Source organism: Streptomyces sp. x-19, assembly GCF_046549115.1.
GTDB classification, from domain to species: Bacteria; Actinomycetota; Actinomycetes; order Streptomycetales; family Streptomycetaceae; genus Streptomyces; species Streptomyces albulus_C.
Window position 1 is genome coordinate 384427 of the sequence record NZ_JAJPWK010000002.1, and the last position, 21232, is coordinate 405658.

At 72.5% G+C, this 21232-nt stretch carries 19 protein-coding genes; 9 read left to right on the forward strand and 10 right to left on the reverse strand.

Features of this window, described 5'->3' with window-relative positions:
- Nucleotides 1-423: 423 nt before the first annotated feature.
- The 5 genes from ACLJT4_RS06170 to ACLJT4_RS06190 form a co-directional block, all read right to left on the reverse strand.
- Complete coding sequence (locus tag ACLJT4_RS06170; protein WP_411121341.1) at nt 424-927, reverse strand: hypothetical protein; 504 nt, start codon at nt 925-927, stop codon at nt 424-426.
- Nucleotides 924-2171, reverse strand: coding sequence for a putative T7SS-secreted protein (locus ACLJT4_RS06175; protein WP_411121342.1), 1248 nt, complete (start codon nt 2169-2171; stop codon nt 924-926). Before ACLJT4_RS06175 ends, ACLJT4_RS06170 begins: the two co-directional genes overlap by 4 nt.
- Complete coding sequence (locus tag ACLJT4_RS06180; RefSeq protein WP_411121343.1) at nt 2171-2545, reverse strand: hypothetical protein; 375 nt, start codon at nt 2543-2545, stop codon at nt 2171-2173. The genes ACLJT4_RS06175 and ACLJT4_RS06180 overlap by 1 nt, the downstream gene beginning before the upstream one ends.
- Before the next feature lie 451 nt (nt 2546-2996).
- On the reverse strand, nt 2997-3668 hold the full coding sequence (locus tag ACLJT4_RS06185) for a hypothetical protein (protein WP_411121344.1): 672 nt from the start codon (nt 3666-3668) through the stop codon (nt 2997-2999).
- Nucleotides 3653-4498: an NAD(P)H-dependent oxidoreductase gene (locus ACLJT4_RS06190; protein ID WP_411121345.1), complete on the reverse strand. Its 846-nt coding sequence runs from the start codon at nt 4496-4498 to the stop codon at nt 3653-3655. Before ACLJT4_RS06190 ends, ACLJT4_RS06185 begins: the two co-directional genes overlap by 16 nt.
- A gap of 44 nt (nt 4499-4542) precedes the next feature.
- Between ACLJT4_RS06190 and ACLJT4_RS06195 the strand changes: the two genes are divergently transcribed.
- The 3 genes from ACLJT4_RS06195 to ACLJT4_RS06205 all read left to right on the forward strand — a co-directional run bounded on the left by ACLJT4_RS06195 (nt 4543) and on the right by ACLJT4_RS06205 (nt 7625).
- Nucleotides 4543-5601: a GlxA family transcriptional regulator gene (locus tag ACLJT4_RS06195; protein WP_411121346.1), complete on the forward strand. Its 1059-nt coding sequence runs from the start codon at nt 4543-4545 to the stop codon at nt 5599-5601.
- Nucleotides 5602-5686: 85 nt separating this feature from the next.
- Nucleotides 5687-6640, forward strand: coding sequence for a DUF2797 domain-containing protein (locus tag ACLJT4_RS06200; RefSeq protein ID WP_411121347.1), 954 nt, complete (start codon nt 5687-5689; stop codon nt 6638-6640).
- 79 nt (nt 6641-6719) lie between these two features.
- The gene (locus ACLJT4_RS06205; RefSeq protein ID WP_411121348.1) at nt 6720-7625 is read left to right on the forward strand and encodes an amidohydrolase family protein; all 906 of its coding nucleotides are present in this window, start codon (nt 6720-6722) and stop codon (nt 7623-7625) included.
- Here ACLJT4_RS06205 and ACLJT4_RS06210 read toward each other — a convergent pair.
- Nucleotides 7622-8200, reverse strand: a complete 579-nt coding sequence (locus ACLJT4_RS06210; RefSeq protein ID WP_411121349.1) for an NADPH-dependent FMN reductase — start codon at nt 8198-8200, stop codon at nt 7622-7624. The genes ACLJT4_RS06205 and ACLJT4_RS06210 overlap by 4 nt on opposite strands.
- 319 nt (nt 8201-8519) lie before the next feature.
- Here ACLJT4_RS06210 and ACLJT4_RS06215 point away from each other — a divergent pair, with 319 nt between their 5' ends.
- The 6 genes from ACLJT4_RS06215 to ACLJT4_RS06240 all read left to right on the forward strand — a co-directional run bounded on the left by ACLJT4_RS06215 (nt 8520) and on the right by ACLJT4_RS06240 (nt 17314).
- Nucleotides 8520-9221: a response regulator transcription factor gene (locus ACLJT4_RS06215; RefSeq protein WP_037635863.1), complete on the forward strand. Its 702-nt coding sequence runs from the start codon at nt 8520-8522 to the stop codon at nt 9219-9221.
- Between the two features lie 246 nt (nt 9222-9467).
- Nucleotides 9468-10943: a sensor histidine kinase gene (locus tag ACLJT4_RS06220; protein ID WP_411121350.1), complete on the forward strand. Its 1476-nt coding sequence runs from the start codon at nt 9468-9470 to the stop codon at nt 10941-10943.
- 88 nt (nt 10944-11031) lie between these two features.
- Nucleotides 11032-12420 carry a glycosyltransferase gene (locus tag ACLJT4_RS06225; RefSeq protein WP_411121351.1) on the forward strand — a complete coding sequence of 463 codons (1389 nt, stop codon included), beginning with the start codon at nt 11032-11034 and terminating at the stop codon, nt 12418-12420.
- The gene (locus ACLJT4_RS06230) at nt 12417-14723 is read left to right on the forward strand and encodes an ArnT family glycosyltransferase (protein ID WP_411121352.1); all 2307 of its coding nucleotides are present in this window, start codon (nt 12417-12419) and stop codon (nt 14721-14723) included. Before ACLJT4_RS06225 ends, ACLJT4_RS06230 begins: the two co-directional genes overlap by 4 nt.
- A gap of 129 nt (nt 14724-14852) precedes the next feature.
- The gene (locus ACLJT4_RS06235) at nt 14853-16412 is read left to right on the forward strand and encodes an MFS transporter (RefSeq protein ID WP_411121353.1); all 1560 of its coding nucleotides are present in this window, start codon (nt 14853-14855) and stop codon (nt 16410-16412) included.
- Between the two features lie 107 nt (nt 16413-16519).
- Nucleotides 16520-17314 (forward strand): TetR/AcrR family transcriptional regulator, encoded by a 795-nt coding sequence (locus ACLJT4_RS06240; protein WP_411121354.1) that lies wholly within the window; start codon nt 16520-16522, stop codon nt 17312-17314.
- Nucleotides 17315-17468: 154 nt separating this feature from the next.
- Here ACLJT4_RS06240 and ACLJT4_RS06245 read toward each other — a convergent pair whose 3' ends face one another.
- The 4 genes from ACLJT4_RS06245 to ACLJT4_RS06260 all read right to left on the reverse strand — a co-directional run bounded on the left by ACLJT4_RS06245 (nt 17469) and on the right by ACLJT4_RS06260 (nt 20998).
- Nucleotides 17469-17840 (reverse strand): peptidase inhibitor family I36 protein, encoded by a 372-nt coding sequence (locus tag ACLJT4_RS06245; RefSeq protein WP_411121355.1) that lies wholly within the window; start codon nt 17838-17840, stop codon nt 17469-17471.
- A gap of 262 nt (nt 17841-18102) precedes the next feature.
- Nucleotides 18103-19071: a beta-propeller fold lactonase family protein gene (locus ACLJT4_RS06250; protein ID WP_411121356.1), complete on the reverse strand. Its 969-nt coding sequence runs from the start codon at nt 19069-19071 to the stop codon at nt 18103-18105.
- Nucleotides 19072-19405: 334 nt separating this feature from the next.
- Complete coding sequence (locus tag ACLJT4_RS06255) at nt 19406-19564, reverse strand: hypothetical protein (protein WP_020930778.1); 159 nt, start codon at nt 19562-19564, stop codon at nt 19406-19408.
- A gap of 189 nt (nt 19565-19753) precedes the next feature.
- Nucleotides 19754-20998: a S8 family serine peptidase gene (locus ACLJT4_RS06260; RefSeq protein ID WP_411121689.1), complete on the reverse strand. Its 1245-nt coding sequence runs from the start codon at nt 20996-20998 to the stop codon at nt 19754-19756.
- Nucleotides 20999-21232: the final 234 nt, after the last annotated feature.

Genomic DNA, 21232 nt, shown 5'->3' on the forward strand with positions numbered 1-21232 from the left:
ACCGCCCGGTGGCATGAGTGGAGTGCGGAAAGCGGCCGTTCTGCCGCACCGGGCCCAGTTCGGTCGGTGGAGCGGAGCCTCAAGAGGAGTGGCTGCCAGCCTTCGGTCGGTGGAGAGTAGCTCTTGCGTACGCCCAGACAGCACATTGACCGTCGTCGAGTGACGGCAACGGCAACGACGGCACACGGGCACTCACGACAACGAGCTCCAGTACTTGGCTCAAGGCCCCAAGATGGACGGCGCATCAGCCTGCCCAAGCACGCTGGTCAGAGCGAATTCCGCTCACGCGATTGCCGGTCGGGCAGCCCGCCTCGTGAAAACGCGCTGCTAGCGGGGCAGGAAACGGAGCTCCAGGCCGACGCCGGTCAGGGGCGGAATTACGTGCTGAGAGTGCACAGTTCGCGGGAAGAGGCGAATGTGGTGCTAGCCGAAGGCTGATACAGCCGGGGACGTCCAGAAGGTCACGGTCGGCCCGTAGGAGCCGTCCTCCTCGTCGCTCACCTCGACGGTGATCTCCCGGTCGGGGTAGCGAGTGGACAGGACTCCTTGCCAACACTCCCCCAAGGCCAGGGCAAGTTGAGGGAGTTCCTCCCCGAGTTGATCGTCCGCCGTCAAAGGGGTGTTGCTGAAAGTGGCCCACAACTCGACGTGGTTGGCGACGACTTCGATACGGCGCCGATCGTTCTCCAGAGTCGTGAACCAGTCGTCGATAGTGCCCTGGCTGAAGTGCTCCTTGAGGAACACACAGCCGCGGTACTCGACCGTCTCGGGGCAAAAAAGCCAGGATGCGGCCAGGACAAAACGCAGGCCGCCCTCGAAGTCGAGGTAGTTGTCCGGCGAGAGGTCCTCGTCCTTCCAGTCCGTGCGCCATTGCCTGAAGAAAGCCGGCAGCTCACGCTCGGACCACGCCGGTTTGCTGCTGCTCACGGGATCTCCCAGGGGAATGCGGCGCGCACTGACCTTGATGGGCGCACGAAGACTTCACCGGTCTTTGGATTGGTGTTGTGCGTGTATTCTACGACGTGCGGGGTCTCTACTCCGCCATGCGAGTCGCCTTCCAAGTCTACACGCTTCAAAGGGCGCCCTTCGGAGTCGTAAGTTGTATAGTTTGTTACTTTTCCGGTCTCCGGGTTTGTCTTGTAGAGGGTTCCGTTTTTTGGGCCGCCTTCCACCGGCAGGTTGTTCCCTGCGCGACCACCGGTACCCTTGTATTGCTGACCATTCTTGATCAGTTCCGATGCTTCTTGCTGTTCGGAACCGCTGGCTCCAGGTCCTTCGCTGTTCCTCTGTAGAGGTTGGACCGCGGAGTCGTTTTTGGCGTGTTGGGCGAGGTCCGCGGCGCCGGCACCTGCCAGGCCGACGCCGGTGGCGATCCCGGCAGCGGAGACGGCGCCAAGCGGAACTCCAGCGACAGCACCGACGCCTGTGGCGTCCAGGGCGACGCCGAGCCCTTCACCGCCGGCACTGACTCCGGCCAAGAGCGTGCCGCCGAGCATCGCAGCGGTGTCGCCCGGATGCTGGATCATGGCGTTTCCGAAGGAGGCAAGGCCGGTGAGGACGGTCTCACCTCCGTCCAACAGCCCTTCGCCTACATCACTGAAGAAGTCGCCGACGTCGGACCAGAATCCCGGGCGTTCCGGGGCGGACTCCGTGGCCTTCTTCACCAGCTTCGCCGCGGTGCTCCCCGCACTCTTCACATTGGCGCGAGCAATTTTGAGATTCTCGCGAGCGGCAGCACGGTCTGCTTCGCCAGGGTCGTGAAAAGGAATTTCGGTGGAGTCGCCTCGGCTGTACGCCTCGTTGACTTGCTGAGCGTGGGCTTTCACGGCAGTTGTGGTGCTCGCCTCGCCGCGTGCGAATTGGGATATAGCGTCGTCGGCGCGCTGCTGGGCTGCGCGCAGGGTGTGAATGTAGTCGTACAGAGCTTTCGCGGCGGCGTGGAAATTGTTGCCCGCCTCGACCCATCTGGCCGGCTGACCATGGAAACGATCACGGAAGGCATCGCCGGCTTTTCCGCGCCAGCCATCCTCAGTGTCGATTTTCGCCAGCCCTTCGCCAGCCTCTATGAGCACATCACCGTAGGCGAGCAGGGACTGCGCGGTCGCGCTCAGAGGACCCGGAGCGCCAGGGACAAGCTCGCGGGGGTTCGACGTCTCACCAAGCTGAGCCATCAGGACGCCCCCGGGTCTGTTCCGGATGACGACTGAAGAATGTCCTTGGCCGAGAGTTGGATATGTTGCTCGGCCTTCTCGTAGCTCTTCACGCAATGGTCCAGCCGGTCGGAGACCTCTGCTCCGTCAGAGGCCAGGTGTGAGACACCGATGTTCCACCGATCACAGAAATCGGCTACTGCTGAGGCCAGTTCATCGTGTCCGAAGTCGTCCTTGGGGGCATCGATGTCGCTCACCTTCTTGGTCGCCATCGCGTCCAGAGTGGTTCTGATCCCAGATGCGGCCTTGCGTAGCGCGTCGAGATCCACGGAGAACCCGCCCTGCATGATCAACGCTCTCCCCGTGCTCGGTGGTTGAACTGCGTCAGCTGACATGGCCTCATCAAAGTCCGCAAGCGAGGAGAGATTGTAGCAACGGGCCCGATGGGCAGCAGGGCCTGACTTGAGAGACCGTTCGGCTCATTCATCAACTCGCGGGTGTCCTTCCGGTTCTTCACGGAGAGCCAAGCGACGGAGATGCCGCAGCTGCCCTCTTGGCGAGTGCGTCGGCGGTCTGGGACGAGTGGCTCACGATCCGAGGTGCTCAAGCCGTCGTGGTTGATCACTACAAGCCACACAGCAAAGCCCCCGCCCGGATAACCCGGCGGGGGGCTTTGTCGTGTGGTGCGGTGGTGAAGGGCGGCGGGGTCGGGTGGCTGTCGTTGGTGGTTGCGGCGTTCCTTGGGGCGGTGGGCTGATTGGCTCGGGCGTGACGAAGTCGGTTCGGGTCAGACTTCCTCCAGGGTCTTCCGCTTCCTGTGCTCCCAGTGTCTTCGCGCTTCCTTGTCTACGGGTTCAGGTTGAGGTGGTGGGTGAGTTGGGTGCGGGTGTGGGTGGCGGTTTCGGGGGCGGTGCGGGTGGTGGTGTGGACGGGGATCACGTGCCAGGGGGTGGTGGCGAGGAGGCGGTGGGTGAGGGCGGTTTCGTGGCGGAGGTGGGCGGCGGCGGAGTCGAGGTCGTGGACGGTGCTGGTGCCGGGGGAGTTGGCGAGTTTGGTGAGGTACCAGTCGGCCCAGGCGGGGCCCTCGCGGTCGATGGCGCGGCGTAGGGCGCTGGCGGGGTCGTCCTGGACGTAGACGATGGTCACCTGGGTGGGGTGGACGGCGGCGGCGAGGTCCTTCAGGACGCGGGTGAGGGCGGGTTCGTCGTGGCCCCAGGCGATGAGGGAGGGGAGGAAGGGGATGAGGGCGTCGGTGACGAGGACGTCGGTGCCGGCGGCGCGGGCGTCGGTGACGTAGGTGCGGGTGGCGGCGACGAGGGTTTCGGGGCGGACGGTGTGGTCGGCGGTGGCGAATTCCTCGGCGACGGGGCGGAAGGCGGGGTGGGTGAGGATGTCGGGCTCGGCGAAGTGTTCGACGGTGCTGCCGGACTCCTCGAACCAGTCGGCCAGGGCGCGGCAGAGGGTGGACTTGCCGACGCCGGGGCTGTTGCCGATGACGGAGATCAGGTGGTGGGGCATGGGGGGAGTTTTGCAGAGGGAGGGGGCAAATGGGTTGAGGGGGAGGGGAGTTGGGGTGGGGTGGTGTAGTGGGCCCAGGGGCCGGTGGGGGGTGTGGGGGTGAGGTGGGGGTGGAGGAGGAGGTCGTCGTCGTAGTCGCCGGTGTTCTGGTGGCGGAAGGGGAGGGGGTCGGTGGTGGGGAGGGTGAGGAGGCGGTGGCGTAGCCGGTCGGTGGCGTCGGCGTAGGCGTCCGGGGTGGTGCGGTCCGCGCCGGGGATCAGCAGGGGTGGGGCGACGGACATGCCGGTGTACCAGAGGGTGCCGTGTTGAAGGGGGAAGAGGAGGTCGTTGAGGTCGCCGTTGACGCCCCGGGGGCCGAGGGTCGTGGCGCGGGCGCCGGCGGTGACGACGACCAGGGCGCGTTTGCCGGTGAGCGGGCCGTCGCCGTAGCGCTGGGGGCGGCCGGTGGTCGGGTCGGTGTGGCCGAAGGCGAAGCCCTTGACGAAGACCCGGTCGAACCAGCCCTTGAGGATGGCGGGCATGCCGTACCACCAGAGGGGGAACTGGACGACGAGGGTGTCGGCCCAGGCGAGTTTGCGCTGTTCGGCGGCGATGTCGGGGCTCAGGCGGCCGGCGCTGTAGGCGCGTTCGGAGGCGTCGCCTACCAGGAGGCGGTCGGTCGGGTCGTGGTCGTAGTCGGCGGCGTCCACCAGGGGGTTCCACTTCATGGCGTAGAGGTCGGAGACCCGGTGCTGGTGGCCGTGGGCTTCGAGGACGTGCAGTCCCGCCGTTTTGAGGGCGCCGTTGAGGGAGCGGGGGTCGGGGTGGGCGAACAGCCAGAGGACCTTCATGGCGTCCAGCCTCCGGGTGGGGCGCGGCGCGGACGAGTGGCCGGATGGTCAGTGTGTGCAAGGATCGGGCCATGGGTGGTCTGAGGGACGGCGAGCGGGAGCGGGGCGGGCGGCGGCACCGGGTGGCGGTGTTCGTGCGGCCGGGGATGTTGCCCATCGAGGTGGGGATCGTGCACCGGATCTTCGGGGAGGCCAGGTCGGCGTCCGGGGAGCAGTTGTACGAGCCGGTGACCTGCACGCTGGAGCCGGGAGTGGTGCCCACGGACGCGGACTTCACGGTGAACGTGGCGCACGGCCCTGAGGTGTTGGGGACCGCGGACACGGTCGTCCTGCCGGCGTCCGCGGTCGACTACGACCCGGGGCCGGAGCGGCGGGAGGGGCGGCTGAGCCCGGCGATGACCGACGCGCTGGCCCGGATCCGGCCGGGGACGAGGATCGCGTCGATCTGCACGGGGGCGTTCGTGCTGGCCGCGGCGGGGCTGCTGGACGGGCGCCGGGCGACCACGCACTGGCGGTCGGTGGACGACTTCCGGCGGCTCTTCCCGCAGGTCGAGCTGGACGCCGACGTGCTGTACACGGACGAGGGCGACGTGTTGACGGCGGCCGGGGTCGCCTCCGGGGTCGACCTGTGCCTGCACATGGTGCGGTGCGACCACGGGGCGGCGGTGGCCAACGACGTGGCGCGGCGGACCGTGGTGCCGCCGCACCGGGAGGGCGGGCAGGCGCAGTACGTGCCGCGGCCGGTCCCGGAGCCGCAGGTGTCGTCGACGGGCGCGGCGCGGGCCTGGGCGCTGGCCCATCTGGACCGGCCGCTGAGCCTGCGGGAGCTGGCGGCCCGGGAGTCGATGAGCGTGCGGACCTTCACCCGGCGGTTCCGGGAGGAGGTGGGGCTGTCGCCGGTGCAGTGGCTGACGCAGCAACGGATCGAGCGGGCCCGGCAGTTGCTGGAGGAGACGGCGCTGAGCGTGGACCGGGTCGCGGCACAGGCGGGGTTCGGGACGGCGGCGTCGCTGCGGCAGCACTTCCAGGTGGCACTGGGGGTGTCGCCGCGGGCGTACCGCAGCACGTTCCGGGGGACGGCGGACCTGTCCGACGTGGGGTAGGCGGAGTCGGGGCGTTGTCGGTGGGCGGTCGTACGCTGACGGTGTGTGGCGATGTACGGGACCGCGGTGGTCGGGTGGCGGGCCGGTGGCCGGGCCGGAAGGGCGGTTCGGCCAGCGGCTCGGTTGGTACTGCGCGGAGCGGGACGCCGAGCGGGTGAGCCTGCTGCCGCCCGGGAAGGCGTTGGCCTTCGCGGCGGTCGGGGAGCGGCGGTGCCTGGGGGTGCGGCGGGCCGGGCGGTGGCTCGTCTGCCCGTACGGCGCGGTGCTGGACGGCGCCGGGGTGAAGGACCAATGTCCGCGGTGCGCGCAGCTGGACCGGTCGCGGTCGGTGGCAGCGGACACCATGGCTGACGATCCGCGCCCGTACGGCGTCTATCTGGCGTACTTCGGACCCGGGCTGGTCAAGGTGGGGATCACGGCCGCGGAGCGCGGGGCGGCCCGGCTGGTGGAGCAGGGGGCGGTGGCCTACGCCTGGCTGGGGCGGGGGCCGCTGATGGCGGCGCGGCGGGCCGAGGCGGTGCTCGGGAGCGCGCTGGGGGTGCCGGACCGGTTCGCGAAGGAGGCCAAGCGGGCGGCACGCGGGGCGCTGCCCCCGGTGGCGGAACGGGCCGCCGCACTGGCCGAACTTCACGGTGCGGCAACGGAGTTGGCGGGCTGGCCGGAATCGCTGGAGCCGGTGGAGTTCGCGTGCGCGGACCACTTCGAGCTGTTCGGGTTGGCGCGGGTGCCGGCGGGCGGGGTCGCGGAGCTGGGCGGGCTGACCGCCGGGGCGGAGGTCGTGGGCGAGGTCGTGGCCGGGGCCGGGGCCGATGTGTACCTGCGCCTGCGGTCGGCCGACGCGGAAGGCGTGGGCGGCGCGGACGGTGAGGGCGGCGAGGGCGGTGCGGCGGGTGCCGGCGGGCCGGTCGCCGTACTGGACGCGCGGATGCTGTCCGGTTGGGTGTTGGGGGCGGCCCGGGGGCGGGTGACGACGGTGCCGGTGCGGCGGGTGCCGGAGGCGGGCGGTGCGGGGGGAGGGGAGCAGGAGGGGCTGTTTTGAGGCTGAGGGTTCGGGTGCGGGGCGCGGCTGCGGGTGCGGCCCGTTGACGGGTGTGCGGGACGGTGTGTGGAGGGCGGGCGTGGTGGACGTGGCGGACGGAGCGGGTGTGGTGGCGGGGGACGGGCGGGTCGAGGAGTTCTGGCGGGGGCTGGGGCTGCCGGGACTGATCGACGTGCACACGCACTTCATGCCCGCGCGGGTGATGGCCAAGGTCTGGGCGTACTTCGACGCCGCGGGGCCGCTGGTCGGGCGGCGCTGGCCGATCGCGTACCGCTTCGAGGAGGACGAGCGGCTGGCGGTGCTGCGGCGCTTCGGGGTGCGGGCGTTCACGTCGATGGTCTATCCGCACAAGCCCGGCATGGCGCGCTGGTTGAACGGCTGGGCGGCGGATTTCGCGGCCCGCACGCCGGACTGCCTGCGGACCGCGACGTTCTTCCCGGAGGACGGGGTCGCCGGGTACGTGGCGGACGAACTGGCCGGCGGGGCACGGATCTTCAAGGCGCACGTGCAGGTCGGCGGCTACGACCCGGCGGACGCGGTGCTGGACCCGGTGTGGGGGCTGCTGGCGGAGGCCGGGGTGCCGGTGGTCGTGCACTGCGGGTCGGGGCCGGTGCCCGGCAAGCACACCGGGCCGGAGCCGATCGCCCGGGTGCTGGCCCGGCACCCCCGGTTGCGGCTGGTCGTCGCGCACCTGGGGATGCCGGAGTACGTCGACTTCCTGACGTTGGCCGCGCGCCATCCGCGGGTGTGCCTGGACACCACGATGGTCTGCACGGACTTCGCCGAGCAGACCGCGCCGTTCCCGAGGGCGGAGCGGGGGCGCCTGCTGGACGTGGGCGACCGGGTGCTGTTCGGGAGCGACTTCCCCAACATCCCGTACGGGTACGCGCATGCGCTGGAGGCGTTGGCGCGGCTGGAGTTGGGGGAGGAGTGGCTGCGGGCCGTCTGCTACGGGAACGCGGCGCGGCTGTTCGGGATCGGTTAGGCGGCGGCTCCGGTGGCGGGGTCCGTGGGGGCTCCGTCGGACCGGGGGACCGCGGCGGCCAGGTGGGTCATGGCGGTGCGGAGGTCGGCGAGGGTGGGCGCGTCGGTGACGCGTTCGGCGGCGGGGTCGACCTTCGGGCCGATGGCGGGGATCTCCCGGCAGGCGTCCGCCACGACCGTGCCGGTCATCATGCGCAGCGTTTCGCGGAGTTGGGCGTTGGCGTGGTCGCCGCCGGTGGGGAACGGCGAGGCGGTGATCACGGCGACCGGCTTGCCGACGCACTCGCCGCTGCTGACCAGCCAGTCGAGCGCGTTCTTGAGGACTCCCGGGACGCCGTGCGCGTACTCGGGGCTGACGAGGAGCAGGGCGTCCGCGGCGCCGACGGCGGTGCGCAGCGCGGCGACGGGGCCGGGCGGCGTGGCGCCCTCGCCGTCCAGGTCGGGGTTGAAGTGCGGGAGCGCGCCGATGTCGGCGGTGCCGGTGGGGCCGTCGAACAGCTCCAGGGCGGAGTGCAGGACGGCGCCGTTGGAGGAACGGGCGCGGAGACTGCCGGAGAGGGCGAGGAGTCGGGGCATGGGGGCGACGTTACGGGGTCCCGGGCCGTGCGGGGGCCGGTCCGGGGCGGTCCGGGCCGGTCGTGACGGGGGTGCGGCGCCGTCGGCGCGGGCGCGGGGCGGCGGGGCGTCCCCGTCGGGCCGGCGCGGCCTTGACCGAAGGGAGGGGAGATTCTCAGGAGATTCACAGGAACCAGCAAGGGAGCTTTCAGAGGCCGGGGCCAGGCTGCCGCCCATGACCCTGACTTCGTCGACGTCCTCAGCTTCGTACCGTGCGCCGGTCTCGGGCACGTCCTCCCGGAGGGCGACCGGTAAGGCGCCCGGCAGGCAGCCGGAGCTGCTGCGGGCGGACGGGAGTCCGGTGCGGGTGCTGGTCGTCGACGACGAGTCCTCCCTCGCGGACCTGCTGTCGCTGGCGTTGCGATACGAGGGCTGGGACATCCGGGCGGAGGGCGACGGCGCGGGGGCGCTGCGGTGCGCCAGGAGTTGGCGGCCGGACGCGGTGGTGCTCGACGTGATGCTGCCGGACATGGACGGGCTGACGGTCCTGGGCCGGCTGCGCAACGAGGTACCGGACGTGCCGGTGCTGTTCCTGACCGCCAAGGACGCGGTCGAGGACCGGATCGCCGGGCTCACGGCGGGCGGCGACGACTACGTCACCAAGCCGTTCAGCCTGGAGGAGGTGGTGGCGCGGCTGCGCGGACTCCTGCGGCGGGCGGGTGCCGCGGCGGTGCGCAGCGAGTCGCTGCTGACCGTGGGCGACCTGGTGCTGGACGAGGACAGTCACGAGGTGTGGCGGGACGGCCAGGACATCCACCTGACGGCCACCGAATTCGAGCTGCTGCGCTACCTGATGCGGAACCCGCGGCGGGTGCTGAGCAAGACGCAGATCCTGGACCGGGTGTGGAGCTACGACTTCGGGGGGCAGGCCAACGTCGTCGAGCTGTACATCTCGTACCTGCGGCGGAAGATCGACGTGGGGCGGGAGCCGATGATCCACACCCGGCGGGGTGCGGGCTACCTGATCAAGCCGGCCGGGTAGCGGGCCGTGAGTTCCTCCGCGTCCGCGGTGACTTCCGGGGCCGGTGCCGGTGCGGGGGCCGGTTGCGGTTCTGCTTCCGATTCCGGTTCCCCCGAGGCTCCGGGGCCCGGTGACCGCAAGGGGCGGCGGCGCCGTTTCGGGTTCCGTTCTGGGTTCCGTTCCGGGTTCCGTTCGGGCTTCGGCTCCGGTTCGTTCGGACGTGGGGGAGGCCGGTGGACGCTGCGGACGCGGCTCGTGGTGTCGGCCGTGGCGCTGATCGCCGTCGTGGGGGCGGTGATCAGCACGGTCACCGCGGTCGCGCTGCACTCCTATCTCCAGGGGCAGTTGGACCACCGGCTCGTCGAGGGCATCCGGCGGGCGGACGGGCCGCGGCCGCACGATCTGGTGCCGGACAACGGACTGGAGTTCGTGGCCATACCGGGCCAGGTTCCCGGGACGGTGGGGGCACGGGTCGCGCCGGACGGCACGCTCGCGGCCGGCGCGCGGATGAACCGTTCGACGAGCCGGCTGCCGTCGGAGCGGCTGACCACGCTCGACGGGCACCAACTGGCGGCGCTGGACGGGGTCAGCCGGGACGGCAAGCCGCACAGCACGGACCTGCCCGGCCTCGGTTCGTACCGGGTGCAGTACGCCGAGAACGGCGCGCTGGTGCTGGGGGTGCCGCTGAACGAGGTGGACGACACGGTCGGGCGGCTGGTGCTCATCGAGTGCTGCGTGACGCTCGCCGGGTTGGTGGCGGCCGGGATCGCCGGTTCGGCCATGGTCGGGATCGCGCTGCGCCCGCTGCGGCGGGTCGCCGCGACCGCGACCCGGGTGTCCGAACTCTCCCTGCACCAGGGCGAGGTGGCGCTGCACGTGCGCGTCCCGGCGGCTGAGGCCGACGCCCGGACGGAGGTCGGTCAGGTCGGGGCGGCGCTCAACCGGATGCTGGGGCACGTCGGCTCGGCGCTCTCGGCGCGGCAGGAGAGCGAGACGCGGGTGCGGCGGTTCGTCGCCGACGCCAGCCACGAACTGCGCACGCCGCTCGCGTCGATCCGGGGCTACGCCGAGCTGACCCGGCGCGGGCAGGAGCGGCCCGGTCCGCAGACCCGGCACGCGCTGGGGCGGATCGAGTCCGAGGCGGAGCGGATGACCGGCCTGGTGGAGGACCTGCTGCTGCTGGCCCGGCTCGACTCCGGGCGCCCGCTGTCGTACGCCACCGTCGACCTGTCGCCGCTGGTGGTGGACGCGGTGAGCGATGCGCGGGCGGCCGGCCCCGACCACGGCTGGCGGCTGGAACTCCCGGACGCGGACGAGCCGGCGCTGGTGCGCGGGGACGCCGACCGGCTGCACCAGATCCTGGTCAACCTGCTGGCCAACGCGCGGACCCACACGCCCGAGGGGACGACGGTGACCGCCCGGGTGCTCAGCCCCCGGCGGCCCCGGCCGGGTGAGGTGCCGCCCGTCGGCGCGGCGCCGGAGGCGGTCCGGTTGGAGGTGCAGGACGACGGGCCGGGGATTCCGGCCGGGCTGCTGCCGCACGTCTTCGAGCGGTTCGCGCGGGGCGACGCGTCCCGGGCGCGGGCCGCGGGCAGTGGCCGCAGCGGCGGCAGCACCGGGCTGGGGCTGGCCATCGTGCAGGCGGTGGTGGCCGCGCACGGCGGGACGGTCACCGTGAACACCGTCCCGGGGCGGACGGTGTTCACGGTGACCCTGCCGGTGGCCCGGGCGGACGGCCCGTAAGTCGCGCTGGGGGCCGCCGCACGGACTCACAGCGGGCCCACAGGTGCACCACACAGCCGTGACAGGCCGGCCCGCGACCGTCGTGGGCATGACGACGCCTCCGCTGAGCCCGACGCCGTTGGGTTCCCTGCCGCCACGCGAGCATCTGCGCCCGGGCCAGACCGGGACCGTCCTCGACGTCGTGATCCCGGTCTACAACGAGGAGAAGGACCTGGAACCCTGTGTGCGCCGGTTGCACGAGCATCTGGTCCGCACCTTCCCCTACGGGTTCCGGATCACCATCGCGGACAACGCCAGCACCGACGACACGCCCCGCGTCGCCGCCCTGCTTGACGACGAGATGGACCACGTCACCGCCGTGCGGCTGGAGCAGAAGGGCCGCGGTCGGGCGCTGCGCACGGTGTGGTCGCTGTCCGAGGCGCCGGTGCTGGCCTACATGGACGTCGATCTGTCCACCGACCTCAACGCGCTGCTGCCGCTGGTGGCGCCGCTGATCTCCGGGCATTCGGACCTGGCGATCGGGTCGCGGCTCAGCCGCAGCGCGCGGGTGGTGCGCGGGCCGAAGCGGGAGTTCATCTCGCGGACCTACAACCTGATCCTCCGCGGTTCGCTGGCCGCGCGGTTCTCCGACGCGCAGTGCGGCTTCAAGGCGATCCGCGGCGACGTGGCGGGGCGGTTGCTGCCGATGGTCGAGGACACCGGCTGGTTCTTCGACACCGAGATGCTGGTGCTGGCCGAACGGGCCGGGCTGCGCATCCACGAGGTGCCGGTGGACTGGGTGGACGACCCGGACAGCACCGTGCACCTGGTGCGGACCGCGACCGACGACCTCAAGGGCGTGTGGCGGGTGGGACGGGCGCTGGCCACCGGCGCGCTGCCGCTGGACCGGCTGGCCCGGCCGTTCGGCGACGACCCCAGGGACCGGGAACTGGCCGGCGTGCCGGGCGGACTGGCCCGGCAACTCGTCGGCTTCGCCGTCGTCGGCGCCCTCAGCACGCTGCTCTACCTCGGCCTGTACTCCCTCTGCCGGCTCGGAGTGGGCCCCCAAGTGGCCAACGCCGCGGCCCTGTTGGTGGGCACGCTGGCCAACACGGCCGCCAACCGGCGGTTGACGTTCGGGGTGCGGGGGCGGGAGCGCGCGGTCCGTCACCAGGCGCAGGGCCTGGTGGTCTTCGCCATCGGGCTGGCGCTGACCAGCGGGTCGCTCGCGGCCCTGGACGCCGCCACCGTCAGCCCCTCGCCCGGCAGCGAGCTGACGGTGCTGGTGGCGGCCAACCTCGCGGCCACGGTGCTGCGCTTCCTGCTCTTCCGCGCCTGGGTGTTCCCGGAGCGCGAGCGGCGGGAGGCGGCGGGCCGGGTGGCCGGGGACGGCGCCCGGAACGCCGGGCGCGGGCCGACGGCGCCGCACGACGTCCCCCACGCGCAGGACGCGCAGGACGCGCACGACCGGAACGACTGGAGCAGGAGCGCTCGATGAGTACCCGTCCACCCCATACGCAACAGGAGCCGACGGCGGCCCCGGGCGACGCGGCCGCACCGCGCGGCTTCGTCCAGCGGGTCGTGCGGGGGCGACCGGAGGACCCGCGGTGGGCCCGGCCCGCGCTGCTGGCGCTGCTGGTGGTCACCGCCGCGCTCTACCTCTGGGACCTGTCGGCGTCCAAGTACGCCAACCAGTTCTACTCGGCCGCCGTACAGGCCGGCAGCGTCAGTTGGAAGGCGTTCTTCTTCGGCTCCTCGGACGCGGCCAACGCCATCACGGTGGACAAGCCGCCGGCCTCGCTGTGGCCGATGGAGCTCTCCGTCCGGCTCTTCGGACTGAGTTCCTGGGCGGTCCTGGTGCCGGAGGCGCTGATGGGCGTCGCCGCGGTCGGCGTCCTCCACGCGACCGTCCGGCGCCGCTTCGGGGCGGCGGCGGGGCTGCTGTCGGCCGGGGCGCTGGCGCTCACCCCGGTCGCCGCGCTGATGTTCCGCTTCAACAACCCGGACGCGATGCTGTGCCTGCTGATGGTGTGCGCCGTCGCCTGCGTGCTGCGCGCCCTGGAGGCGGGCCGGACCAAGTGGCTGGTGCTGGCCGGTGTCTGCTTCGGGCTCGGCTTCTTGACCAAGACCCTCCAGGCGTGGCTGATCCTGCCGGCGCTGGCCGTGGTCTACGCCGCTTGCGCGCCGGTGCGGCTGCCCAAGCGGCTGGGGCAGCTGCTCCTGGCCGGGTTGGCGCTCGTGGTGTCCGGCGGCTGGTGGGTCGCGATCGTCGAGCTGCTGCCGGCGTCGGCCCGGCCGTACGTGGGCGGTTCGCAGACCAACAGCTTCCTGGAGCTGACGTTCGGCTACAACGGTTTCGGGCGGATCGACGGCAACGAGCGGGGCAGCGTCGGGGGCGGTCACCGCGGCGGCGGCATGGGCGGCGGCTGGGGCCAGACCGGGATCACCCGGCTGTTCTCCTCCGACATGGGCGGTCAGATCTCCTGGCTGCTGCCCGCCGCGCTGATCCTGCTGGTCGTCGCCGTCGGCGTGCTGTGGCGGGCGCGGCGCGCGGTGGACGCCGAACGGGCCGCGCAGCGCACGGAGTTCCTGGTGTGGGGCGGCGCGCTGCTGATGACGTTCACGATCTTCAGCTTCATGTCCGGGATCTTCCACCAGTACTACAACATCGCGCTGGCGCCGTACGTCGCGGCGCTGGTCGGCATGGGGTCGGTGCTGCTGTGGCGGCGCGGCGGCCGGCTGGCGCGGGGTGTGCTGGCGGTGGTCGTCGCGGTGACGGCGGTCTGGTCGTACGTGCTGCTGGACCGGTCGCCGCAGTGGCTGCCGTGGCTGCGGTGGGTGGTGCTGGTGCTCGGCCTGCTGGCCGCGGTGGGCCTGCTGCTGACGGCGGGTCCGGCGTCCGGCGACGGCGCGCGGTCTGCTGCGGACGGCGATCCGGCCGCCGACGACGGCGAGGGCGATGCGGCCCGGGGATCCGCCTCCGTGCCGGGGCGGGCGCGGCAGCGCGTCGGGGTGGTGGCCGGTGTGGCGGCCGGGCTCGGGGTGGCGACGGCGCTGGCCGGCCCCCTCGCGTACACCCTGGACACCGTCAACACCCCCAAGGGCGGCTCGATCATCACCGCCGGCCCCGCGGTCCAGGGCGGCGGGGGCTTCCCCGGCGGCGGACCGGGGCGGATGGCCTGGAAGGGCGGCAGGGGGACGATGCCCATGCCGGGCGGCACCGGCGGGCAGGGCAGGACCGGCCGGGGCTTCCCGGGCGGGGCGGGCTTCCCCGCCGGAGGGGGTTTCCCCGGCGGCCAGAAGGGCGGCGCCGCCGGGCACGGCGGTCGGTCGCACGGTGCCGGCGGCGGGGGCGGCATGGGTGGTCTGCTCAACGGCGCCTCGGTGAGCGACCAGGCCAAGCGGCTGGTGGAGCGGGACGCCGACCGGTATACCTGGGCGGCCGCGGCCGTCGGCTCGCAGAACGCCGCCAGTTACCAACTGGCCACCCAGAAGCCGGTGATGGCCATCGGCGGCTTCAACGGCAGCGACCCGTCGCCGACCCTCGCCCAGTTCCAGCGGTACGTGGCGGAGGGCAAGATCCACTACTTCATCGTGGGGGAGCGGGGCGGGTTCCGCGGCGCCCTGGGCGGCGCCGAGGGCAAGCGGGCGGCCGGCCGTGGGATGCCGGGTGGCGGGATGCCCGGCGGTGGTGCCGACAAGGGCCCCGCGACGCAGATCAGCACCTGGATCGAGAAGACCTTCAAGAAGGTCACCGTCGGCGGGGCCACCTTCTACGACCTGACCCAGCGCACGGCGTAGCGGCGGGTTCCCGGGCCCTTCGGTCCCCGGCCCGCGGGCCGGGGACCACCCCACCGAAAACGAAATGTACGGCGTATAAGAGTCCCTGTACGGTGTAAGCCATCCGCTCGCACCGTACAGGGAGCTCGTATGCCCGCCGTGGCCCCCGATGCCACCGCCACCCTCCAACCCCCCGGCCGGCCCGCCACCCGCTGGCTGATCCTCGCCGTCATCTGCCTGGCGCAGCTCACGGTCGTCCTCGACAACACCGTGCTCAACGTCGCCGTCCCGTCCCTCACCGAGGAACTGGGCGCGACCACCGCCGACGTCCAGTGGATGCTCAACGCCTATTCGCTGGTCCAGTCCGGCCTGCTGCTGATCGCGGGCAACTCCGCGGACCGCTACGGCCGCAAGAAGATGCTCGCCGTGGGCCTGGCGCTGTTCGGCATCGCCTCGCTCGCCGCCACCCTCGCCCACTCGCCAGGCCAGCTGATCGCCGCCCGGGCCGGGATGGGGGTCGGCGGGGCGCTGCTGATGACCACCACCCTCGCCGTCGTGATGCAGATATTCGACGACGCGGAGCGGCCCAAGGCCATCGGCATCTGGAGCTCGGTGAACTCGCTGGGCTTCGCCGCCGGGCCGCTGATCGGCGGCACGCTGCTCGACCACTTCTGGTGGGGCTCGCTGTTCCTGGTCAACCTCCCGGTCGTGGGGATCTCGCTGGTCGCCGTCCTCGCGCTGGTCCCCGAGTCCAAGAGCCGCGGCGGTGAGCGCCCGGACGTGCTGGGCGCGCTGCTGTCGATGGTCGGCATGGTCGGGGTGGTCTTCGCGATCATCTCGGGGCCGGTGCACGGCTGGCTGTCGGACCGGGTGCTGCTCTCGGCCGCCGTCGGCGTCGTGGGCCTGGCGCTCTTCGCCTTCTGGGAGCTGCGCATCCCGCACCCCATGCTGGACATACACTTCTTCCGCAACCGCCGGTTCGTCGGCGCGGTCGCCGGCGGCATCCTGGTCGCCTTCGGCATGGGCGGCTCGATGTTCCTGCTCACCCAGCACCTCCAACTGGTGCTCGGCTTCGGCCCGTTGGACGCCGGTCTGCGGATGGCGCCGCTCGCGCTCACCGTCGTGCTGATCAACTTCACCGGCCTGGGCGCCCGGCTGATGCCCCGCTTCGGCACCCCGGGCATGATCGTCACCGGGATGTCCCTGCTGGCCGCCGGCCTCGCCGCGATATCCCTGCTGGGCGGCCACAGCTACGGCGGCATGCTCGTCGGCCTGGTCGTCATGGGCGTCGGCGTGGCGATCGCGATGCCGACGATGGCCAACGCCGTCATGTCCGCGATCCCGCCGGCCAAGGCGGGCGTCGGCGCCGGCGTCAACGGCACCCTGATGGAGTTCGGCCAGGGCCTGGGCGTCGCGGTGCTCGGCGCGGTCCTCAACTCCCGCTTCGCCGCGCTGCTCCCGGTGGTGGCCGCCGGCGCCGGGTCGCTCCCCGCGGCCCTGGGTCGCACGCACACCGCCCACGAGCGCACCGCCGTCCACGACGCCTTCGCGTCCGGCATCGGCACCAGCCAGTTGGTCGGTGCGGCGGCGGTGTTCCTCGGCGGGCTCACCGCCGCGGTGCTGCTGCGGCGGGCGGAGCGCGTCGAGCGCGCGGCCGCGGTTCCGGCGCCGACCACCGGCCAGGATCCGGCCACCGTGGCGGCGGAATAGCATCGGAGTCGGAGACGGGGCCCCGCTCGTCCCGTCCGGGCCGACGGCCGTCCCGACGGGGCGCGCCCGGAGGCCCTGTCCTACCGCACGACCCAAGGAGGGGCGCCATGGCAGCGGCGACGAACGAGCGCGCCGAGCAGCGACCGCACAGCGTCTGGCTGACCGGGCGCCCCCCGCTCAGGAGGAAGGCGGAGCAGCCGGCCGGACTCGGCCTCGACAAGATCGTCGAGGCGACCGTCCGGCTGCTCGACGCCGAGGGCCTGGCCAAGTTCTCCATGCGGCGCCTGGCCGCCGAGCTCGGCGTGACCGCGATGTCCCTGTACTGGTACGTCGACACCAAGGACGACCTGCTCGAACTGGCCGTGGACGCGGTGGCCGGCGAACTGGCGCTGCCCGACGACGCCGAGGACGACACCGCCGACTGGCGCGACCAGCTCCGCGGCCTGGCCACCACCTACCGCGACGTCCTGCTGCGGCACCCGTGGGCGCCGCGTCTGCTCGGCGAGGTCCTCAACATCGGCCCGCACTCCATGGCGTTCTCCAGCGCCACCCTGCGGGTCATGGCCCGCAGCGGGCTGGGCCCGGACGGCACCTCCGGCGCCCTGGCCTCGCTCTTCCACTTCGTCTACGGCTTCGCCACCATCCGCAGCCTGCACGAGGCCCGCTGCCGCGCCGCCGGCCTGAGCATCGACGACTACTTCGCCCACGTCATCGCGGCGATCTCGGACCGACCCGACTTCACCGAGACGATGGAGCTCTCCGCCCGGGCCGGCTACGCCATGCCCGACGCCAGCGCCCTCGACATGCTCGACCGCGACTTCGCCTTCGCCCTCGACCTCCAGATCGCGGGCATCGACGCGATGCGGGAGGCGCAGAGCGGGGCGCGGGCCGGGGGCCGCTGACGGACGGGCCCACGACGGGCCCACGACGGGCCCACGACGGGCCCACGACGGGCCCACGACGGGGCGACGACGGGGCGACGGAAGAGCCACCCGGGACTCGCCCGGGCGTCACGCACTCGGCATCCCTGTGACCGAACAGCCACCGGGAGACGGCTCACTGCCAGCTGGACACCGCAACCGAGCGGACCGAGCCGTCCGGCTCCAGTGCGCCGACGCGTACCGAGCAGTTAGGGCCCGAGTAGAACGTTCGCATGTCGTGGGTGTGGTTGTAGATCGATCGCGCAGGTTCGAACGGTGTGCGCGCGCAGCCGTGTCGGGGGGCGCGGGCGGTGCTCATCGCGCCGCCGAAGTCGGGTTCCGACCAGAAGCAGAGGGAACCTTCCGGGCAGGTGGCCGCGGCGCGGGCCCGGGGGACCGGCGCCGCGCCGGTCCCCGCGTGTGCGGGGAGGCCGAGAGCGGTGGTCAGGATGAGGGCGGCGGTCAGGGGGCCGAGTGCCGTGGCGAGGTGCTGGATGCGCATGCGCATGGGTTCTCCGGATCTCCCGTGACGGTCGAAGCGTGACGTGGACTGGGTTGCCTGACGCGGCGTCCGCCGGTCGTGGGGCGGTGGCCTGGCCTGATCACCTGCACCGAGCCAGCGCGCCCTGACCGGACGGAGGCCGTACGGGCCAGTGTGTGGCAGGCGCGTGGAGCCGGGCCCGGCGTTCGAGTCACTGTCACGCTTGCGGGCATCGTTGTACGAGTGCCCGGGAGCCGTGGGGTGGGAGGGGGAGAACGGTTCGGCGGGTTCAGCGTGGGGTGATGGCGATGCCCTCGGGCTCGTGTCCGGTCGGCAGGGTGGCGCGGACCCGTCGGGTGAAGGGATCGATGACCGAGACGGTGTCGGACTGTTCGTTGGTCACCCAGACCCGCCGGCCGTCGGGGGTGACGGCGACCCCCTGCGGCTGGGCGCCGACGTGGAGGTGGGCGATGGCGTGGCGGGCAGCGATGTCGATGATGAGCAGGCAGCCGCGGCCCGAATCGGCGACGTAGAGGAATCTGCCGTCGGGGCTGACCGCGTTGCCCAGCGGAGCCCGGCCGGCGGCCAGGGTGGCCACCACGGTGTCGCGGCGCGTGTCGATCACTGACACCGTGCCGGAGCCGGTGTTGGAGACGTACACCAGGCGGCCGGAGGGCGGCGAACTGATGCCGCTGGGGAAGTCGCCCACCCGGATCCTGCGGATCGGGCGCCAGTGTGGATCGAGTACGGTCACCGCGCCGCCGCCGTTGTCGGTCACGTAGGCGCGTCCGTCCGGAATCGTGGTGATGCTGTGCGGCAGCGGCCCCACCGGCACGGTGGCGATCACGTGGCGGGCCCGGACGCTGACGACCGAGACCGTGTCCGAACCGAAGTTGGCCACCAGCACCGTGTGGCCGTCCCGGGTCGGCATGGCGGCGAAGGGCCGGCGTCCCACCCGCACGGTGGCCGTGACCAGTCGGGGGCCGGTGTTGATGAAGGAGACCGTGTCGGAACGGCCGTTGGCGACGTAGACCTCGTTGCCGTCCGGAGCCGCGCCCACGCCGATCGGGCCGTGGCCCACTTGGACGGCGCCGAACCTGCTGTCCAGACGGGTGTCATAGGCCGAAACGGTCTCCGAACCGCTGTTGGCCACATAGGCGCCGACGCGGATCGGATAGCGGGCCAGACGTCGGGTCGCGGCGCGCGGCGGTGCGCCGGCCGCCACCAGGGCGCCGGCCAGCAGCAGAGCGGTGGTCACGCCGCAGAAGAGACGACGGCTGCGCCGCGATGGCGACGGTCTGCCCGCGCGGTATCGGGTCGATGCCTTGCCGGGGGGCGCGCTGGCCGGAGGACAACGGTGCATGGCTCTCCCTGGGGCGGTAGTGATCACTGCGCTCCACCCGAGCAGGCATCTCGGGGTTTCGCGGCCCGCATCGGCCAGCCGGCCGTCTTCCGTGCCTCCAGGGAGTGAACCGCGGACGAAATCCGGCAGCGTGTGGGGGCCCGGGCCGAGCCGACCCGGCGCGCGGCTCCTCCGGCTCTCCGGCGCGCCGGGGGTCCCGCACCGCCCGTACGGCGTGCCGCGCCGCCTGCTACCGCGCCTCGATCCGCTCGGACCACGCGACGCCCTGCCGGTCGATGTGCTGGCCCCCGCGGTGTTCGGTCCGGGCGCAGGGCCGCGGGTTGTTGCTGTCCTCCGGTCGGGTCGCCCCGCAGAGCCGGGGCTGGCGCACCGGGCACGACTGGGTCATCTCACACCGCCACCAGGTCGGTACGGGTGCGGGCCCGGACCGGTCGGGAACGGTCCGGGCCCACGGGTTGCGGGTCGCAGTCCGGTTCGTCGGACGGGCACCGGACTGCGACGGTCGGTGGGGCGGTCGGCCGGCTGCGGTGCGGTCGGGTGACCGCACCGCAGCCGGGTCAGACCACCGGGGGGTGGATCACTTCGTGAAGGCCGCGGTGCCGTTCGGGGTGCCGAGGCCGGTCGGGCCGTCGTAGCCCTTGCCCGCCGTGCAGAGGTACGCCGGCGAGCAGGAGCCGTTGGCGCCGCTGGTGACGTCGTTCAGCGCGGAGGCGTGGGTGTACGGGTACGAGGCCGCGGTGTCGGACGCGCCCGGGGCACCCGCGAGGGCGTAGACGCCGGCGATGAACGGGGCGGCGGCGCTGGTGCCGCCGTACACGTTCCAGCCGGTGGCCTGGTAGCTGTCGTAGACCGCCAGGCCGGTGGCCGGGTCGGCGACCGAGGCGACGTCCGCCACGGCGCGCTTGGCGCAGCCGGTGTCCTTCTGCCAGGACGGCTTGGCGTCGTACTGCGAGCAGCCGGAACCGGCGCCCTCGCCACCCGCCTTGGTGCCCCAGACCGACTCGCTCCAGCCGCGCGTGCTGCTGTCCTTCTTGAGCGAGGTGCCGCCGACCGCGGTGACGTACTGCGAGGCCGCCGGGTACTCGACGCCGTAGCCGCTGTCGCCGGAGCTGACGGTGATCGCGACGCCCGGGTGCTTGAAGTACTTCTCGTCCGAGGTGGCGTCGGTGGAGTCCTCGCCGCCGCCGTAGCTGTTGGAGACGAACTTGGCGCCCATGGTGACCGCGCGGTTCACCGCCGCGCCCAGGTCGTCCATGTTGGCGCTGTTCGCCTCGACCAGCAGGATGTGGCAGGAGGGGCAGGCCGCGCTGACCATGTCGACGTCGAGCGATATCTCGCCGGCCCAACCGGAGTCCGGCGCCGGGTACTTGGTGCCGCCGTTCTGGTCGACCTTCTTGAAGCAGCCGTTGGCGGTGGTGCAGTCGGGCAGGCCGTACTGCTTGCGGTAGGTGGCCAGGTCCTTCTCGGCGTTGGGGTCGTCGTTGGCGTCGATGATCGCCACCGTCTGGCCCGAACCGCCGGTCTTCGGCAGCTTGTACGCGCTCTGCAGGTCGCTGGGGCCGAAGCCGGACGGGGTGAGGTGGCGGCCGAGGGACAGGCTCTGCTTCACGTCCGTGCGGGCCACCGCGTTGCACGCCATGTAGCCGGGCTTGGTCGGCTCCGAGCACAGACGGTGGGTGTGGACGGTGGTGGACGTCGACGCGGTGGGGGACGCGTGCGGGGCGGCCGGGGCCGGCGCGGCGCCCGCCGGGGCGGCCGCGATCAGGCCGCCGAGGACGAGGGTGGCCGCCGAGAGCAGGGCCGGGACGCCGCGGCGCGCCAGCCCTCCGGTGCGGTCCGCTCTGTCGCTGTCCGCCGTGCGCTGTCGCAGGGAAGGCAAGGGAATGACCTCCGTGGGGGGAGAGGGGGCCGGCGACCGACGGTCCGAGGGCGCCGGGTGGGGGGTGCGGGTGCGGTGCTGAAACGCGGTGGTGCCGGTGGTGCGGGTGGGGACCGGAGTCGTGGCGTCGCGCGGTCCGGGCGGCATGTCACGGACATGACAGGTAAGCGGGCGGAG

What these genes read in the sequence shown, in the direction of transcription:
- ACLJT4_RS06175 (WP_411121342.1), bottom strand. Translation starts at nt 2,171, where the DNA reads ATGGCTCAGCTTGGTGAGACGTCGAACCCCCGCGAGCTTGTCCCTGGC.
- ACLJT4_RS06180 (WP_411121343.1), bottom strand. Translation starts at nt 2,545, where the DNA reads ATGTCAGCTGACGCAGTTCAACCACCGAGCACGGGGAGAGCGTTGATC.
- ACLJT4_RS06185 (WP_411121344.1), bottom strand. Translation starts at nt 3,668, where the DNA reads ATGCCCCACCACCTGATCTCCGTCATCGGCAACAGCCCCGGCGTCGGC.
- ACLJT4_RS06190 (WP_411121345.1), bottom strand. Translation starts at nt 4,498, where the DNA reads ATGAAGGTCCTCTGGCTGTTCGCCCACCCCGACCCCCGCTCCCTCAAC.
- ACLJT4_RS06195 (WP_411121346.1), top strand. Translation starts at nt 4,543, where the DNA reads ATGGTCAGTGTGTGCAAGGATCGGGCCATGGGTGGTCTGAGGGACGGC.
- ACLJT4_RS06210 (WP_411121349.1), bottom strand. Translation starts at nt 8,200, where the DNA reads ATGCCCCGACTCCTCGCCCTCTCCGGCAGTCTCCGCGCCCGTTCCTCC.
- ACLJT4_RS06225 (WP_411121351.1), top strand. Translation starts at nt 11,032, where the DNA reads ATGACGACGCCTCCGCTGAGCCCGACGCCGTTGGGTTCCCTGCCGCCA.
- ACLJT4_RS06230 (WP_411121352.1), top strand. Translation starts at nt 12,417, where the DNA reads ATGAGTACCCGTCCACCCCATACGCAACAGGAGCCGACGGCGGCCCCG.
- ACLJT4_RS06235 (WP_411121353.1), top strand. Translation starts at nt 14,853, where the DNA reads ATGCCCGCCGTGGCCCCCGATGCCACCGCCACCCTCCAACCCCCCGGC.
- ACLJT4_RS06240 (WP_411121354.1), top strand. Translation starts at nt 16,520, where the DNA reads ATGGCAGCGGCGACGAACGAGCGCGCCGAGCAGCGACCGCACAGCGTC.
- ACLJT4_RS06245 (WP_411121355.1), bottom strand. Translation starts at nt 17,840, where the DNA reads ATGCGCATGCGCATCCAGCACCTCGCCACGGCACTCGGCCCCCTGACC.
- ACLJT4_RS06255 (WP_020930778.1), bottom strand. Translation starts at nt 19,564, where the DNA reads ATGACCCAGTCGTGCCCGGTGCGCCAGCCCCGGCTCTGCGGGGCGACC.